We start from the raw sequence: 14,186 nt of genomic DNA on the forward strand, positions 1-14,186 counted from the left end.
CTATCGCAGCGAGCGCCCCTTTAGGATGGCGTTTGGTCCAAATCGCGCGCGAATGCTATCGGTTGCGCGCTCGGCCTCGCCACGGCGGGCGGCGTTTTGGTCTAACAGGTCGCCCGACCGATCAGCCCCGTCTTGCGGCACCAGATCGGACAGCCCGACGCCGATCAGACGATATGACATTTGCCCCTCGACCTGATCCAAAAGCGCCCTTGCCGTGCGATAGATCGTATCGGCCATCTGCGTGGCATCGCGCAGGGCAACGCGGCGGGTCAGCTGGCTATGATCGCGGCGCTTCAGTTTCAACGTCACAACGCGGCCTGCGATCCCCTTGGCTTTGGCGCGGTCAGACACTTTTTCGGCCAAGCGCCACAGATGCCCATCCAGAATGTCGGTATCGGCAATATCTTCTGGAAAAGTGGTTTCATTTGATACGGATTTGACGGGGGCGTTTGCGGACACGCGGCGCGCATCCTGCCCGCGCGCCAGATGCCACAACCTGTTCCCCATAGACCCAAAGCGCGCGATCAGGTCTTGCTGCTCCCATCTTAGTAGATCGGAAATGGTGCGGATGCCCGCCGCGTCCAAGGCGCTACGTGTGGCCCCGCCGACACCCCAGATCAGGCTGACGGGCTTGTTGTGCAGGAACGCGGCGGTTTCGCTTTGCCCGATCACAGAAAACCCGTGCGGTTTGTCGAGGTCAGACGCGATCTTGGCCAGAAATTTGTTATGTGACAGCCCGACCGAGCCAGTTAGCCCTAATTGATCGCGCATCCGTTTGATCAGCTGTGCCAGCATGACTGCAGGCGGTGCACCATGCAGGCGGGTGGTGCCGGTCAGGTCCATGAACGCCTCGTCCAGCGACAGCGGTTCGACCGATGGCGTCAGGTCATGCATCATGGCGCGGATCTGACGCGACACGTCTGCATAGACCTCCATTCTGGGCTTCAAGACCACCGCGTCGGGGCATAGCGCAAGTGCCTTGAACATCGGCATCGCCGACCGCACGCCGCGAATGCGCGCGATATAGCACGCGGTCGAAACCACACCGCGCCGCCCGCCGCCAATGATCAGCGGTTTGTCGGCCAATTCAGGATTGTCGCGTTTTTCAACGCTGGCATAAAACGCATCGCAATCCATATGTGCGATAGACAGCTGAAACAGCTCGTCATGCGCCAAGACACGCGGACTGCGGCACGCGGGGCAGCGCGGGCCGTTATCAAACTGTGTCAGGCAATCGCGGCAAAGGGCGGGCATTGCAGATCTGCTTGTTGCGCAAGGTGCGGGCGTTTGTAACGTGGTTGGTGCCAGACTACACTAGCCCAAGTGGGGAGTCTTTATGCAAAGCAATGATGCGGGCGTCATGGGCAGCTCCGACCGGTTTGACGGCACCAAGCTTTTCCTCTTTCTGGGCGAGGAGCTTCTGACGATCCGGCGTGATCAGCGCCCGGATATACCATGGCCAGGGCGGTTGGATGTGCCGGGTGGCGGCCGCGAACATGGCGAAACCCCAATGCAGTGCGTCTTGCGCGAAACCCAAGAAGAAACCGGGCTTGCACTAAGTCCGGGTGATTTGGTCTGGAAGCGATTCTATGACGAGCCGATCCGGGCATGGTTTTTTGCGGCTCATTTGCCAAAACAGCGTGCGCAACAGGTTGTGCTTGGCAATGAGGGCACGGAATGGCTTTTGATGGCGCCGGCGGTTTACATGCATCACCCCGAGGCCGTGCCGCATTTCCGTGAGCGCCTGACGGCTTATCTTAACGACTAAAGCACCGTTTATTCCAACGTGGCGATCACGGCGCGCAGCGTGGCAATGCCTTCGCCCTTTTCGCTGGAGGTCACGATCAGTTCCGGAAAGGCGGCGGGATGTTTGGCCAGCTTTCCGCGCACCTGATCCAATACCTTGTCGCGCTCGCCCGCTTTCAGCTTGTCAACTTTGGTCAGCACGCATTGAAACGTCACGGCAGAGCTGTCCAGAAGGCTCATGATCTCTTCGTCCACGTCCTTGATTCCGTGACGTGCATCTATCAACACGAAGGCACGGCGCAGGTTGGGACGACCTGACAAATACTGTTTCAGAAGCCTTTGCCATGCTTCGACCTTGGCCAGCGGCGCGTTGGCGTAGCCATAGCCGGGCAGGTCCACCAGATAATGGCTTTCGCCCAAGGTGAAAAAGTTGATTTCTTGCGTGCGGCCCGGTGTGTTTGAGGCGCGTGCGATGGCCTTGCGCCCGGTGATCGCATTGATCAGGCTGGATTTCCCGACGTTCGAGCGTCCGGCGAAACATACCTCAAGACGGTCGGCGTCAGGCAGACCTGACATGGCAACGACGCCTTTCAGGAATTCGACCGGACCGGCGAACATTTTGCGCCCAAGTTCCGAGGTCTGCTCGTCCGGGGGATCGGACAAAGGGAACAGCATGGTCATGTCAGCACCTCGATTGTGTCACCAATAGACAGGTCGCCGGATTTCGTAACCTCGGCGTAAATCCCGAAATTCTGATGATCGAAAAGACGGTTCAAGGTGCCAAGCGTGTCGGCATCCCGGTGCCCTGTGTCCGGATTTGCAGTGGTGGCTGTGCAACGGACAATGGGTTCGCGCACCTGCAATTCCGCATCGCCGATGCGAAGTATTTTCCCGACCCAATCTGTTTCAGCCCAGGCGGCTAGGCCACTTATGTGAATGTTCCCGCGCCAGCGCAGCGGCGATATGTCCTGCCCGACCGCCTCGGTCATGGCGTCGTTCGACGCCAGATTCAAAAGGCTGATCGACGGGTAATCGGTATCGGTCATACCGCGCCCCTCGACCCGCACAAGGCGCGCCGATTGCGCGCGGGGGCTGGGCATCAACGGGCGCAACCAATCCAGAAAGGCTTGCGCCTCGCGGTCGGGGTCAAACGACAGATCGGGCCGGTCGGGGTGGCGCAAGGTCACCGTGCCGGCCACGGTGTCGCACTCGGCGCTGATCGCCATAAGGCTTGGCACTTTGGCGCCGCGCGAAAAGGCAGTGCAGGGCGACCATGCGCTGTCGTCGGCGTCGGACACCTCATGTGCCACGGCCCAACGCCTGTCCCAAGGCATGGTCTGCCCGGCGCTCAGCGTGACCTGCGCCAAGCTTTCGCGCCCATGTCCCTTGATCGGGTGGCGCCACAGGGCGGCGACCCGCGCGGTCATTTCTCGTCCGGTTTCGGCTTGCGCTTGAAGCTGGATTTGATGTTGCCCAGAAGGTCGGGTTTATACCCTTGGCTGCGCATGATCATGTACTGCTGCGAGAACGTGATCGTGTTGTTCGCGATCCAGTAGATGACCAGACCACTGGCAAAACTGCCCAGCATGAACATGAAAACCCAAGGCATCCACGCAAAAATCATTTGTTGTGTCGGGTCCGTGGGAGCCGGGTTGAGCTTTTGCTGAAGCCACATCGAGATCCCCAGCAACAGCGGCAGAATGCCGATAAAGATCAATGCAAGGATCGACCCGGGCTCGGGCGCATCCCAAGGGAACACACCCCACAGGTTATAAAGCGACGAAGGGTCAGGCGCGGAAAGATCCTTGATCCACCCGATCCAAGGGGCGTGGCGCAGCTCAAGTGTGACGAAAATCACCTTATACAGCGAGAAGAAAATGGGGATTTGCAGAAGGATCGGCAAACAGCCCGACGCCGGGTTGACCTTTTCCTTCTTGTACAGCTCCATCATCTGCTTTTGCAGGGCCTGACGATCGTCGCCGGCGGCCTCTTTGATTTTCTCCATCTGCGGCTGAAGTTCTTTCATCTTCGCCATCGAGACGTAGGATTTGTAGGCAAGTGGCAGCAGCAGCGCCTTGATCAAAAGGGTCAGCCCGATGATGGCCCACCCCATGGACCCCGCCAGCCCCATGCCCGCCAGCGTGACGTTCAGCCAGTGCAGCACGGCAAAGATCGGCTTGGTCAGGAAAAAGAACCAGCCCCAGTCAATCGAGTCGAGAAACCGGTCGATCCCGGCGTCGTTTTGATAGGAGCGGATGGTATCCCACTCTTTCGCCCCGGCAAAAAGCCGTGTCGACACACTGACACTATCGCCGGGTTCCAGCGTTTCAGTGCGCTGTTTCGAGGTCGTCTGATAGATGTTGCGCCGGGTATCCTGAAACGTGGTGAACTGCGCGCCCTTTGTGTCGGGAATAAGGGTGGTCATCCAGTAGTGATCGGTGAACCCGATCCAGCCGTTTTCCGCGACTGCGGTTTCCGAATAATTTGTTGCGGGCTCAAAATCGTCGTAGTCGGTTTCCGTCAACTCGCCATCAACCATGCTGATCGCGCCTTCGTGCAGAATGAAGAAATTCTTCATATCCGCAGGCTCGCCATGGCGGGCCAAAATGCCATAGGGGGCAAGGGATGCCGTCGCCGAGCCGGTGTTTTCCACGGATTGCGTGACGTTGAACATAAAGTCCTGATCAACGCTGATTTCCCGGCGGAAGGTCAGACCCGCGCCATTGTCCCAGACAAGGGTCAGGGGGGTGTCAGGCGTCAGGGTTTCACCGCTTTCGATTTGCCAAAGCGTGTTCGCACCGGGCACCGTGTCGGCGTTCAGGCCTTGGCCGGGGGCCCAGCCGAACAGGGCGTAATAGGCTTGATTGCTGCCGACGGGCGCCAGTAGCGTGACGGTGTCTGCCCCGGGCTCAAGTGTTTCGCGGTATTTGCGCAGCGCCAGTTGATCAATGCGTCCGCCCAACAGTGAAACCGCGCCTTGCAGGCTGGGCGTGTCGATTTCAATCTGCGGTGTTTCCTGCGCGGGTTCGGTGCCTGCTGCGGTTTCGCCGGTGGGCACGTCCTGCGTGGTTGCGGCTGTTTCAGGTGCTGCAGCAGGTGCATCCCCGGTGGCCTCGGTCTGGGCCGGAGTTGTCGCGATGTCGTCCTGCGTAGGTTCGGGGGGCGGGAACATTACGAACCACACCAAGATTACGATGAAGCTAAGCGCCGTCGCCAGAATTAGGTTCTTGTTCTGATCATCCATTGCAGATGGCCACCCGTCTGTGTTTTCAATCACCGCGGTTCAACAGAGTGCGAGGCCAAAGGTCAAGGGGATTCCGGGAAATGGCAGTATTGAGCACCATTGAACCATTTCCTACCCGGTTCCATGTACGATGCCCGGAATCTGTGCCAACCGGGTGTTATGCCGCTTGATCCACAGCGGAATTTGATCGGACGGCATCGGACGACCGATTCCAAACCCCTGAACATATCCACAGCCAAGTTGCGCCAGCATCGCATGCTCTCCGGCTGTTTCGACACCTTCGGCAAGGGTTTCGAGCGCCAGTGTTTCGGACATCGACAGAATGGCCGATACCATGCGTTGCTGATCGCGGTTTGCGTCGATCCCGGTCACGAATGACCGGTCAATCTTGAGTCGCCCAACCGCAAGCCCCCGCAACGAGGACAATGAGGCATGCCCGGTGCCGAAATCGTCAAGGTCAATCATGCACCCGAGTTTGGCCAAGGTATTGATATTGTGCACTACGGTATCGTCAGCCGATTGCGCGACCACGTTTTCCAGCACTTCAATTGCCAATCTGTCAGGCGATACGCCGTGACGGTCAAGCTCCCATGCGATGTGATCCGCTATGATTGGCTGCCGCAATTCCGAAGGCGTCAGGTTCAGGCCGATGCGGGGCACCGACAGGCCATTTTTATCCCAGGTCTTCAGGGCCTCAAGGCTTTGTCGCAACATTTCGTGGCCAAGGGTTTCCAGCCGCCCGGTTTGTTCCATCAGCGGCAGGAATTCTGCTGGTGCAAGTATGCCCCGCTCTGGATGGTGCCACCGGGCCAAAGCCTCGACGCCGCTTAGCGCGCCGGTGTCGGTGGAGATTTGTGGCTGGAACCACGCCTGAAATTCCCCGCGATCCAGCGCGCGTGTCAGGTCATCGCCCGCAATCGGTGGGCAGGCGCTAAGGCGTTTCATGTCCGGGGCGTACCCGCGGCAAGACGCTGGGCCATGTCTGCGCGCCTCCTCCAATGCAAGATCGGCTGCATTGATCAAAGCGTGCCCCGTGGATTGCAGGGACTGCGAATCAAGGCAATGCCCGATACAGACGGTCAGACACATGGTTGCCGATCCCATTGAAAAAGGTTCCTCCATCGCGGTGCGTAGCCGGTCACACAGCCGCATGGCGGCCCCTTGGGTCAGGCGTTTGGAGGGTCGCAAGACAAGACAAAACCGCCCTGCGTCCAGTTCGAAAACCTGGTCGCCACGCCTTAGACTGTTTTTCAGGCGTGATACGGTGTGGCGGGTCATGTCATCCGGTGCGGATGGACCAAACTGGTCGCACAAGACGTTGAAGCTATCAATTTGCAGGATGATGCACGCCGTGTTGGCCGAGCGGCGCCGGGCGGTTCGAATCGCGGAATCGAGTGCGGCCAGCACCGGTTCACGGTTATGAGGTGCCACGTTCAGCGGCTGCGCACGCATTTTCAGAACGCGAACGATCAAAAAGCTGGTTGGCAGGCCAAAAACGAGCCCCAACAGAACCGTCTGTGCACCAAAGGTGATGCTGGCAAATGCCAGCCCTGTCAGTAATGAAATGGCGATCATGCCTTCGCGGGCTATCGCTTGGCGTGCGGCCCGCGTGAGACGCCATTTATGTTTACCCAGTGGCATGTTTCATGCTCCGACAAATGTGTCGTGAGCCTAGCGCCGGGCCGGTCAACAGTGGCTTAACGCAGCTTGGGCAGTGCCTCGGGATTTCCGTCAATTTTTAGCGATCCGCGCTCAAGCCCCTGAAAGTCAAAAAGTTTCGGATCAAGCAAATGCGAGGGGCGAGCGTTCATCAGGGCGCGGAACATGACCTGCCGCCGACCCGGAGAGTTGGCCTCCCACCCATCCAGAATCTGTTTGACCTGCTGGCGCTGCAACCCGTCTTGCGACCCGCACAGATCACAGGGAATGATCGGGTAATTCATAGATTTCGCGAATTTTTCGCAGTCGGCCTCGGCCACGAAGGCCAGCGGGCGGCAAACGTGAAGATCGCCCTCTTCATTCAACAGCTTGGGCGGCATGGTGGCCAGACGTCCACCGTGAAAAAGGTTCATGAAAAACGTTTCAAGAATGTCATCGCGGTGGTGCCCCAGAATCACTGCCGAGCAGCCTTCTTCGCGGGCAACACGGTACAGATTGCCGCGTCGCAGCCGGGAACACAGCGCGCAAAACGTGCGCCCCTGCGGCACCTTGTCAACAACGACCGAATAGGTGTCTTGATATTCGATCCGGTGTGGAACGCCCATTTTCTCAAGGAACTCCGGCAGAACAGTCGCCGGGAAGCCCGGCTGCCCCTGATCCAGATTGCAGGCCAGAATCTCAACAGGCAAAAGCCCGCGCCATTTCAACTCATGGAGAACGGCCAGCAGGGTGTAGCTATCCTTGCCACCGGACAGGCAAACCAGCCACTTGGGCGGCGTATCGCCTTTTTCGACCATGCCGAAATGCTCAATCGCCTCGCGCGTCTGGCGCACGATGCGTTTGCGCAGCTTCTTGAACTCGGTGGTCGAAGGGGCACCGGCAAAAAGCGGATGGATATCTTGGGCGTCGTCCAACATAGGGCGGCTTTAGTCGGTTTGCCCAAATCGGGCAAGGGCCCGCGTGTTCTATGAAGCGCGGCACCTGATGTGATTATCCGCGCAACAAAGGCACAAGGCGGGCATTAGCCCCCAGCCTGTCCGTCGATCAGCGCGGTCAGAATCGCCTTGGCGCTGTCTGAGTTCCAATGCGCATCGCCGCGCATGCGGGCGATTTCCTGACCTTCGGGGTCAAGGATCACCGTGATCGGCAGGCCGAACACGCCCATTTCGCGGGCGATCTGACTTTTAGGGTCGCGATGCAATGGCAGGTTATCAACGCCAATCTCGTCAAAGAATTTTTTCATCGCGGGCGGTGGGTTTCGGCCCGTGGCAAGGGTGACAACCTCGAACGTGTCGCTGCCAAGCTCGGTCTGAAGCTCGGACAGCATAGGCATTTCCTTGCGGCAGGGCGCGCACCATGTGGCCCAGAAATTCAACACCACATGCTTGCCTTTGAAATCGGCCAGCGTGCCGGTCGAGCCGTCGACCCGTTCAAAGGGCGTGGCAGACACGGCCTGTGGCGTGTCGTGGAAGTTCAGTTTTTTCATGTCGCCTTCGCGCAGCGCTTCAAGTGCTGCGGTATCGGCCAAGGCGGCGTTTGCACCAACAGCAAGCGCCATATAAAGGAGACCATAGCGAATGAATTTCATTTTCCCTCCGAAGGGCTGAGACAGATATGACTGACACGACCTCGAACCAAATGTGGGGCGGCCGCTTTGCCGCTGGGCCGGACGCGATCATGGAGGCAATTAATGCCTCGATCGGGTTCGACAAGCGGATGGCGGCACAGGATATCGCCGGGTCGCGTGCCCATGCCGCCATGTTGGCGGCGACAGGTATCGTAAGTGATAGTGATGCCGAGGCGATGAGGGAAGGGCTGCTCACGGTCTTGTCAGAGATTGAGGGCGGAAGTTTTGAATTTTCCACCGCGCTGGAAGATATCCACATGAACGTGGAGGCGCGTCTGAAAGCAATCATCGGTGAGGCCGCGGGCCGTCTGCACACCGGTCGCAGCCGCAACGATCAGGTGGCCACCGATTTCAAACTGTGGGTGCGTGACCAGTTGGATGCCACCGCAAAAGGCCTGCTGGCTTTGATCGACGCGCTGTTGACGCAGGCCGAGGCCGGGGCCGATTGGGTGATGCCCGGCTTTACCCATCTGCAAACCGCGCAGCCCGTCACATGGGGGCATCACATGATGGCCTATGTGGAAATGTTCGGCCGTGACCTAAGCCGGGTGCGCGATGCACGGGCCCGGATGAACGAATGCCCATTGGGGGCGGCGGCGCTGGCGGGCACGTCGTTTCCGATTGATCGCGAGATGACGGCAAAGGCGCTGGGCTTTGACCGGCCCGCCGCCAATTCGCTGGATGCGGTAAGTGATCGGGATTTCGCGCTGGAATTCCTGAGCACGGCCAGCCTTTGCGCCATGCACCTGAGCCGCATGGCCGAGGAATTGGTTATCTGGTCGTCGGCGCAGTTTCGGTTCGTGGCGCTGTCGGACCGGTTTTCGACCGGCTCCAGCATCATGCCGCAGAAAAAGAACCCCGATGCGGCTGAATTGATCCGCGCCAAGATTGGCCGGATATTCGGGGCGAACGTGGCGCTGATGACGGTGATGAAGGGCCTGCCGTTGGCCTATTCCAAGGACATGCAGGAAGACAAGGAGCAGGTCTTTGATGCGGCGGACAACCTGATGCTGGCACTGGCCGCGATGGAGGGCATGGTGCGCGACATGAGCGCGCACCGCGAGAACCTTGAGGCGGCGGCCGGCTCGGGCTTTTCCACGGCGACCGATCTGGCCGATTGGCTGGTGCGTGTTCTGGGGATGCCGTTCCGCGAGGCGCATCACGTGACCGGATCGCTGGTGGCACTGGCCGAGGGCAAAGGCTGTGATCTGCCAGAATTGAACCTTGAGGACATGCAAGCTGTGCATGGCGATATCGACGCATCGGTCTATGATGTGTTGGGGGTGCATAATTCGGTCGCCTCGCGCACCAGCTATGGCGGCACGGCGCCGGAACAGGTGCGCGCGCAGATCGCCCGCTGGAAGGAGGCTTTGAAATGAAACGGCTTTTCGCGGTTGTGATGTTGGCCGGGCTTGCCGGGTGCGGGGCCGATGGCGAGCCTATCCGCCCCAAGGCGCAGGCCAATGTTGGTGTCGGGTCAAACGGCGTGACGGGATCGGTTGGAACGACCCTGACGCGTGGCAATGTCAGCTTTGGCTTGGGCATCGGCCTATGAGGATCGTTTGGCTGGCGCTGGCGATCTGGGGGGCGGTCCACCCGATGAGCTGGTTCATCGCGTGGTTCCGCGAGCATGGGTTTGACCTGATGGGCATGGTGGATGCGTGGCACACGAATGCCGCGACCAGTGGTTTGGTGTGGGACCTGACCATTGCCGCCGTCGCGCTGACCGTATGGATCGTGTGGGAGTGCGCCACGCGGCGGGCGTGGCTGGGCCTGATCGCTATTCCGGCCACGTTCTGCATCGGGGTCAGTTGTGGCTTGCCGCTCTATCTGTTCCTGCGGTCAGGGCGTGTGGCACGGGACGGGATGTGAGTATTTTTGGAACAATGAAGCGGGGCCGTGACGCCTGTGATTGCAACCGCCGTGCGCGGTGGTAAGAGGCGGGCTGAACAGGAAGGGCGCGGGCCATGGACCATTTTCTTTATCGCGACGGGCAACTTTATGCCGAGGATGTGCCGGTGGCCGAGATTGCCGCACAGGTGGGCACACCGTTTTATTGTTATTCCAGCGCCACGCTGACGCGCCATTTCCGCCTGTTTGACGAGGCGCTGGAGGGCACCGAGCATCTGGTGTGCTACGCGATGAAGGCCGCCAGCAATCAGGCGATCCTCAAAACGCTGGCCGGTCTGGGCGCGGGGATGGATGTGGTCTCGGGGGGGGAATATGCGCGTGCCAAGGCGGCTGGCGTACCCGGAGAGCGCATCGTGTTTTCCGGCGTCGGCAAGACCCGTGATGAAATGCGCGTGGCGCTGGAAGGCGGGATTCGGCAATTCAACGTCGAAAGCGAGCCGGAAATGGCCGCGTTGAATGCGGTGGCGCTGGAATTGGGCGTGAAGGCCCCGATCGCCGTGCGCGTGAACCCCGATGTCGACGCCAAGACCCATGCCAAGATTGCCACTGGCAAGAGCGAAAACAAGTTCGGCATTCCGATCACGCGGGCCAAAGAGGTATATGCCGAAGCTGCGGCCATGCCGGGGCTGGATGTGGTTGGTATAGATGTGCATATCGGCAGCCAGTTGACCGAGTTGGAGCCGTTCCGGCTGGCCTATGAAAAGGTGGCTGAGTTGACCGAAGCGCTGCGCGCCGAAGGCCACGACATCCGGCGGCTGGATCTGGGTGGCGGTTTGGGCATTCCCTACACCCGCTCGAACGAGGCACCGCCGCTGCCGACGGATTACGGTCAGTTGATCAAGGACACACTGGGCCATCTTGGCTGCGAGATCGAGATCGAGCCGGGGCGTCTGGTGGTCGGCAATGCCGGTATTCTGGTCAGCCGTGTCGTTTACGTGAAGTCCGGTGAAGGACGTGATTTTCTGATCCTTGATGCGGCGATGAATGACTTGATCCGACCGGCGATGTATGATGCGCATCACGATATTGTCCCGCTGACCCAACCCGCACCGGCGGCCGAGCAGGCGCCTTATGATATTGTCGGCCCGGTCTGCGAATCGGGCGATACCTTTGCCAAGGGCCGGATGATGCCCGAGCTGGCCGAAGGCGATCTGGTGGCGTTTCGCAGTGCCGGGGCCTATGGCGCGGTGATGTCGAGCGAGTATAATACGCGCCCGCTGATCCCCGAAGTTTTGGTGCATGGGCATCAATTCGCCGTTATTCGGCAGCGTCCTACCTTTGACGAGATCATAAATCGCGATACCATTCCCGAGTGGCTGTGACGCAAATGGTGTGTCCGGCCATGTGAATGGAGCGGACCATGCCACGGCAAACAACCCCTCTGACACCGGTTCTGGCCCGGCTTAGACGCCCCCTGACCCTGACTTGGGCAGGGCTGATTGCCGAGCGTGTGGTGCGCGCGTTCTGGCCTCTGTGGTCTTTGATCGCGCTGTGTGCTGCGGCCCTTATTCTTGGCCTGCACGATCTTTTGCGGCTTGAGGTGGTCTGGACGCTGACCGTTGCGGCGTTTCTGGGGGGCGTTGTTTTTGGCTATCTTGGCGCGCGCGCCTTTCGGTGGCCCCGACGCGAGGTTGCGGTTGCGCGGCTGGATAGCAGCCTGCCGGGGCATCCGCTGACGGCATTGCGCGACGCGCAGGCGATTGGTGGGGGCGATCCCGCGTCAGAGGCCCTGTGGCGGGCGCATCAGGCCCGGATGGCCGAGCGCGCCGCGCAGGCGCAGGCCGTGCAGCCGGATTTGAAGCTGGCGCGCCGTGATCCGTTTGGCCTGCGCTACATCGCGCTTTTGGGGCTGATCGTGGCGCTGCTTTTCGGGTCGGTCTGGCGGGTTGGATCCGTTGGTGACCTGCGCCCCGGTGGCAGTGCAGCGCTGGCCGGTGGCCCGACATGGGAAGGCTGGGTCGAACCGCCCGCATATACCGGATTGCCCAGCCTCTATCTGAACGATCAGTCTGATCAGATTGACGTGCCCGAAGGCAGCAGCGTGACCCTACGTCTGTACGGCGAGGTTGGGGCGCTAAGCGTGGCGGAAACGATATCGGGTCGCACGGAAGATGTCGGCGCGGTGACGGACCCTGAGCAAAGTTTTGATGTGGCGCAGTCTGGTGTTTTACAGATCAACGGCCCCGGCGGACAAAGCTGGGACATCACGGCACAGGATGATCTGCCGCCAAGCGTTGAGCTTTTGGAAGACGGGCGCGAAACCACCTTTGACGGTCAGATGAGCCAGCCTTTCCGCGCCACCGACGATTATGGTGTGACGGCTGGCACGGCCACGTTCCGACTGGATATGGACGCCGTTGACCGCCGTTACGGATTGGCGACCGCGCCCGAGCCGCACAGCCCGATCGAGTTGGATCTTCCGATGCCCATCACCGGCGACCGGGCCGATTTCACCGAGGCCCTGATTGAAAACCTGTCACAGCATCCATGGGCGCATTTGCCGGTGACGTTGCAGGTGGAGGTCGAAGATGCCGCTGGCAACACGGGCCAAACTGCCCCGCGCGCTATGGCCTTGCCGGCCCGGCGGTTTTTCGATCCGCTGGCGGCGGCGGTGATCGAGCAGCGGCGCGATTTGCTATGGTCCAAGGACAATGCCACGCGGGTCACACAAGTGCTGCGCGCGGTGTCTTACAAGCCGGAGGACGGATTGTTTCGGCGTGAAGCGGACTACCTGAAACTGCGAGTCATCCTGCGGCGGCTGGAAACCTTGGTGCAGACGGACAGTTTCGATGATCCGGCGCGGGATCAGATCGCCCAGGCCTTGTGGGATCTGGCGCTGACGCTGGAAGAAGGCGATATCGGTGACGCGCTGGAGCGGATGCGCGCGGCCCAAGAACGGCTGAGTGAAGCCATGAAAAATGGTGCCAGTCAGGAGGAAATCGACCGCCTGATGCAAGAGTTGCGTCAGGCGACGGATGATTACATGCGCCAGAAAATGCAACAGGCGCAGCGCGAGCAGCAAGAGGGCGGCGATCCTCAGCAAGGTGAGATGGATCAGGACATGATGCGCATGACCCAGCAGGATTTGCAGGACATGATGGATCGCATCCAAGAGTTGATGGAACAGGGGCGCATGGCCGAGGCCGAGCAAGCCTTGGAAGAGTTCCAGCAGATGATGGAAAACATGCGCGTCACCGAAGGCCAAGGCGGTCAGCAGGGCCAGAACCCTGGCCAGCAAGCGATGGAAGGTCTGGCCGAGACCCTGCGAGATCAGCAGGGCCTGTCGGATGAGGCATTCCGCGATCTGCAAGAACAGTTCAACCCCGACGCCCAAACCGGTGAGCGGCAGGGCAACGAAGGCCGCAACGGCGGGCAGGGTCGTGGCCAAGGCCATGAGCAACAAGGCCAGCAGGGCCAAGGACAGGGCGGACAACCCGGCCAGCCGGGCGAACAAGGCGGCCAACCCGGACAAGAGCAAGCCGAGCGCGGGAATGGTGCGGGCGGTGATCTGGCCGACCGTCAAGAGGCCTTGCGCCGCGAGTTGGAGCGCCAGCGCGGCGGTCTGCCCGGTGGTGGCACCGAAGCAGGCGATGCCGCGCGCGAGGCGCTGGAACAGGCCGAACGGGCGATGGAAGGGGCGGAAGAGGCACTGCGCGGCGATGACCTGCCGGAAGCCTTGGATCGCCAGTCAGAGGCGATGGAAGCGCTGCGCGACGGGATGCGCAATCTGGGCGAGGCCATGGCCGAATCCAACCGCGAACAACAAGGCGGACAGGGGCAGGCGCGCGGCCAGCCGGGTCAGCAGCAATCCGACCCGTTGGGTCGCCGTTCGGGCGATGGCAATCAGGTGGGCACCCAGGATTCGCTGTTGCAAGGCGAAGATATCTATCGCCGCGCACGCGAACTGCTTGATGAAATCCGCCGCCGGTCAGGGGATGGCGAGCGGCCTGACATCGAACTGGATTATCTCAAAAGACTTCTGGATCGGTTCTGAGCCTG

13 protein-coding genes are annotated in these 14,186 nt (G+C 60.5%); 6 read left to right on the forward strand and 7 right to left on the reverse strand.

The features are described 5' to 3' along the window. A complete protein-coding gene (locus HAT86_RS08290) occupies positions 1-1,254 on the reverse strand; it encodes a DNA polymerase IV (protein ID WP_167195705.1) in 1,254 nt (417 codons plus the stop codon). Between the two features lie 82 nt (positions 1,255-1,336). Between HAT86_RS08290 and HAT86_RS08295 the strand changes: the two genes are divergently transcribed. Then, positions 1,337-1,768 carry an NUDIX domain-containing protein gene (locus tag HAT86_RS08295; RefSeq protein ID WP_231125859.1) on the forward strand — a complete coding sequence of 144 codons (432 nt, stop codon included), beginning with the start codon at positions 1,337-1,339 and terminating at the stop codon, positions 1,766-1,768. Between the two features lie 8 nt (positions 1,769-1,776). Here HAT86_RS08295 and yihA read toward each other — a convergent pair whose 3' ends face one another. The 6 genes from yihA to HAT86_RS08325 form a co-directional block, all read right to left on the reverse strand. Next, positions 1,777-2,427, reverse strand: coding sequence for a ribosome biogenesis GTP-binding protein YihA/YsxC (yihA, locus tag HAT86_RS08300; protein WP_167195708.1), 651 nt, complete (start codon positions 2,425-2,427; stop codon positions 1,777-1,779). Then, positions 2,424-3,173: an MOSC domain-containing protein gene (locus HAT86_RS08305; RefSeq protein WP_167195711.1), complete on the reverse strand. Its 750-nt coding sequence runs from the start codon at positions 3,171-3,173 to the stop codon at positions 2,424-2,426. Before HAT86_RS08305 ends, yihA begins: the two co-directional genes overlap by 4 nt. Continuing rightward, positions 3,170-4,990 (reverse strand): membrane protein insertase YidC, encoded by a 1,821-nt coding sequence (yidC, locus tag HAT86_RS08310; RefSeq protein ID WP_167195714.1) that lies wholly within the window; start codon positions 4,988-4,990, stop codon positions 3,170-3,172. The genes HAT86_RS08305 and yidC overlap by 4 nt, the downstream gene beginning before the upstream one ends. 111 nt (positions 4,991-5,101) lie before the next feature. Then, positions 5,102-6,631 (reverse strand): putative bifunctional diguanylate cyclase/phosphodiesterase, encoded by a 1,530-nt coding sequence (locus tag HAT86_RS08315; RefSeq protein WP_167195717.1) that lies wholly within the window; start codon positions 6,629-6,631, stop codon positions 5,102-5,104. Positions 6,632-6,687: 56 nt separating this feature from the next. Then, complete coding sequence (gene ttcA, locus HAT86_RS08320; protein ID WP_167195720.1) at positions 6,688-7,566, reverse strand: tRNA 2-thiocytidine(32) synthetase TtcA; 879 nt, start codon at positions 7,564-7,566, stop codon at positions 6,688-6,690. A 104-nt stretch (positions 7,567-7,670) separates the two neighbouring features. Next, complete coding sequence (locus HAT86_RS08325; RefSeq protein WP_167195723.1) at positions 7,671-8,237, reverse strand: TlpA family protein disulfide reductase; 567 nt, start codon at positions 8,235-8,237, stop codon at positions 7,671-7,673. A 26-nt stretch (positions 8,238-8,263) separates the two neighbouring features. Here HAT86_RS08325 and argH point away from each other — a divergent pair, with 26 nt between their 5' ends. The 5 genes from argH to HAT86_RS08350 all read left to right on the forward strand — a co-directional run bounded on the left by argH (position 8,264) and on the right by HAT86_RS08350 (position 14,181). Then, positions 8,264-9,655 (forward strand): argininosuccinate lyase, encoded by a 1,392-nt coding sequence (gene argH, locus HAT86_RS08330; RefSeq protein ID WP_167195726.1) that lies wholly within the window; start codon positions 8,264-8,266, stop codon positions 9,653-9,655. Continuing rightward, positions 9,652-9,831, forward strand: coding sequence for a hypothetical protein (locus HAT86_RS08335; RefSeq protein ID WP_167195729.1), 180 nt, complete (start codon positions 9,652-9,654; stop codon positions 9,829-9,831). Before argH ends, HAT86_RS08335 begins: the two co-directional genes overlap by 4 nt. After that, a complete protein-coding gene (locus HAT86_RS08340; RefSeq protein WP_167195732.1) occupies positions 9,828-10,148 on the forward strand; it encodes a DUF2834 domain-containing protein in 321 nt (106 codons plus the stop codon). The genes HAT86_RS08335 and HAT86_RS08340 overlap by 4 nt, the downstream gene beginning before the upstream one ends. 95 nt (positions 10,149-10,243) lie before the next feature. After that, the gene (gene lysA / locus HAT86_RS08345; RefSeq protein ID WP_167195735.1) at positions 10,244-11,509 is read left to right on the forward strand and encodes a diaminopimelate decarboxylase; all 1,266 of its coding nucleotides are present in this window, start codon (positions 10,244-10,246) and stop codon (positions 11,507-11,509) included. 38 nt (positions 11,510-11,547) lie between these two features. Next, positions 11,548-14,181 (forward strand): TIGR02302 family protein, encoded by a 2,634-nt coding sequence (locus tag HAT86_RS08350; protein ID WP_167195738.1) that lies wholly within the window; start codon positions 11,548-11,550, stop codon positions 14,179-14,181. Positions 14,182-14,186 lie beyond the last annotated feature (5 nt).

This window comes from Roseovarius gahaiensis, from assembly GCF_011601345.1.
In the GTDB taxonomy this organism is placed as follows: domain Bacteria; phylum Pseudomonadota; class Alphaproteobacteria; order Rhodobacterales; family Rhodobacteraceae; genus Roseovarius; species Roseovarius gahaiensis.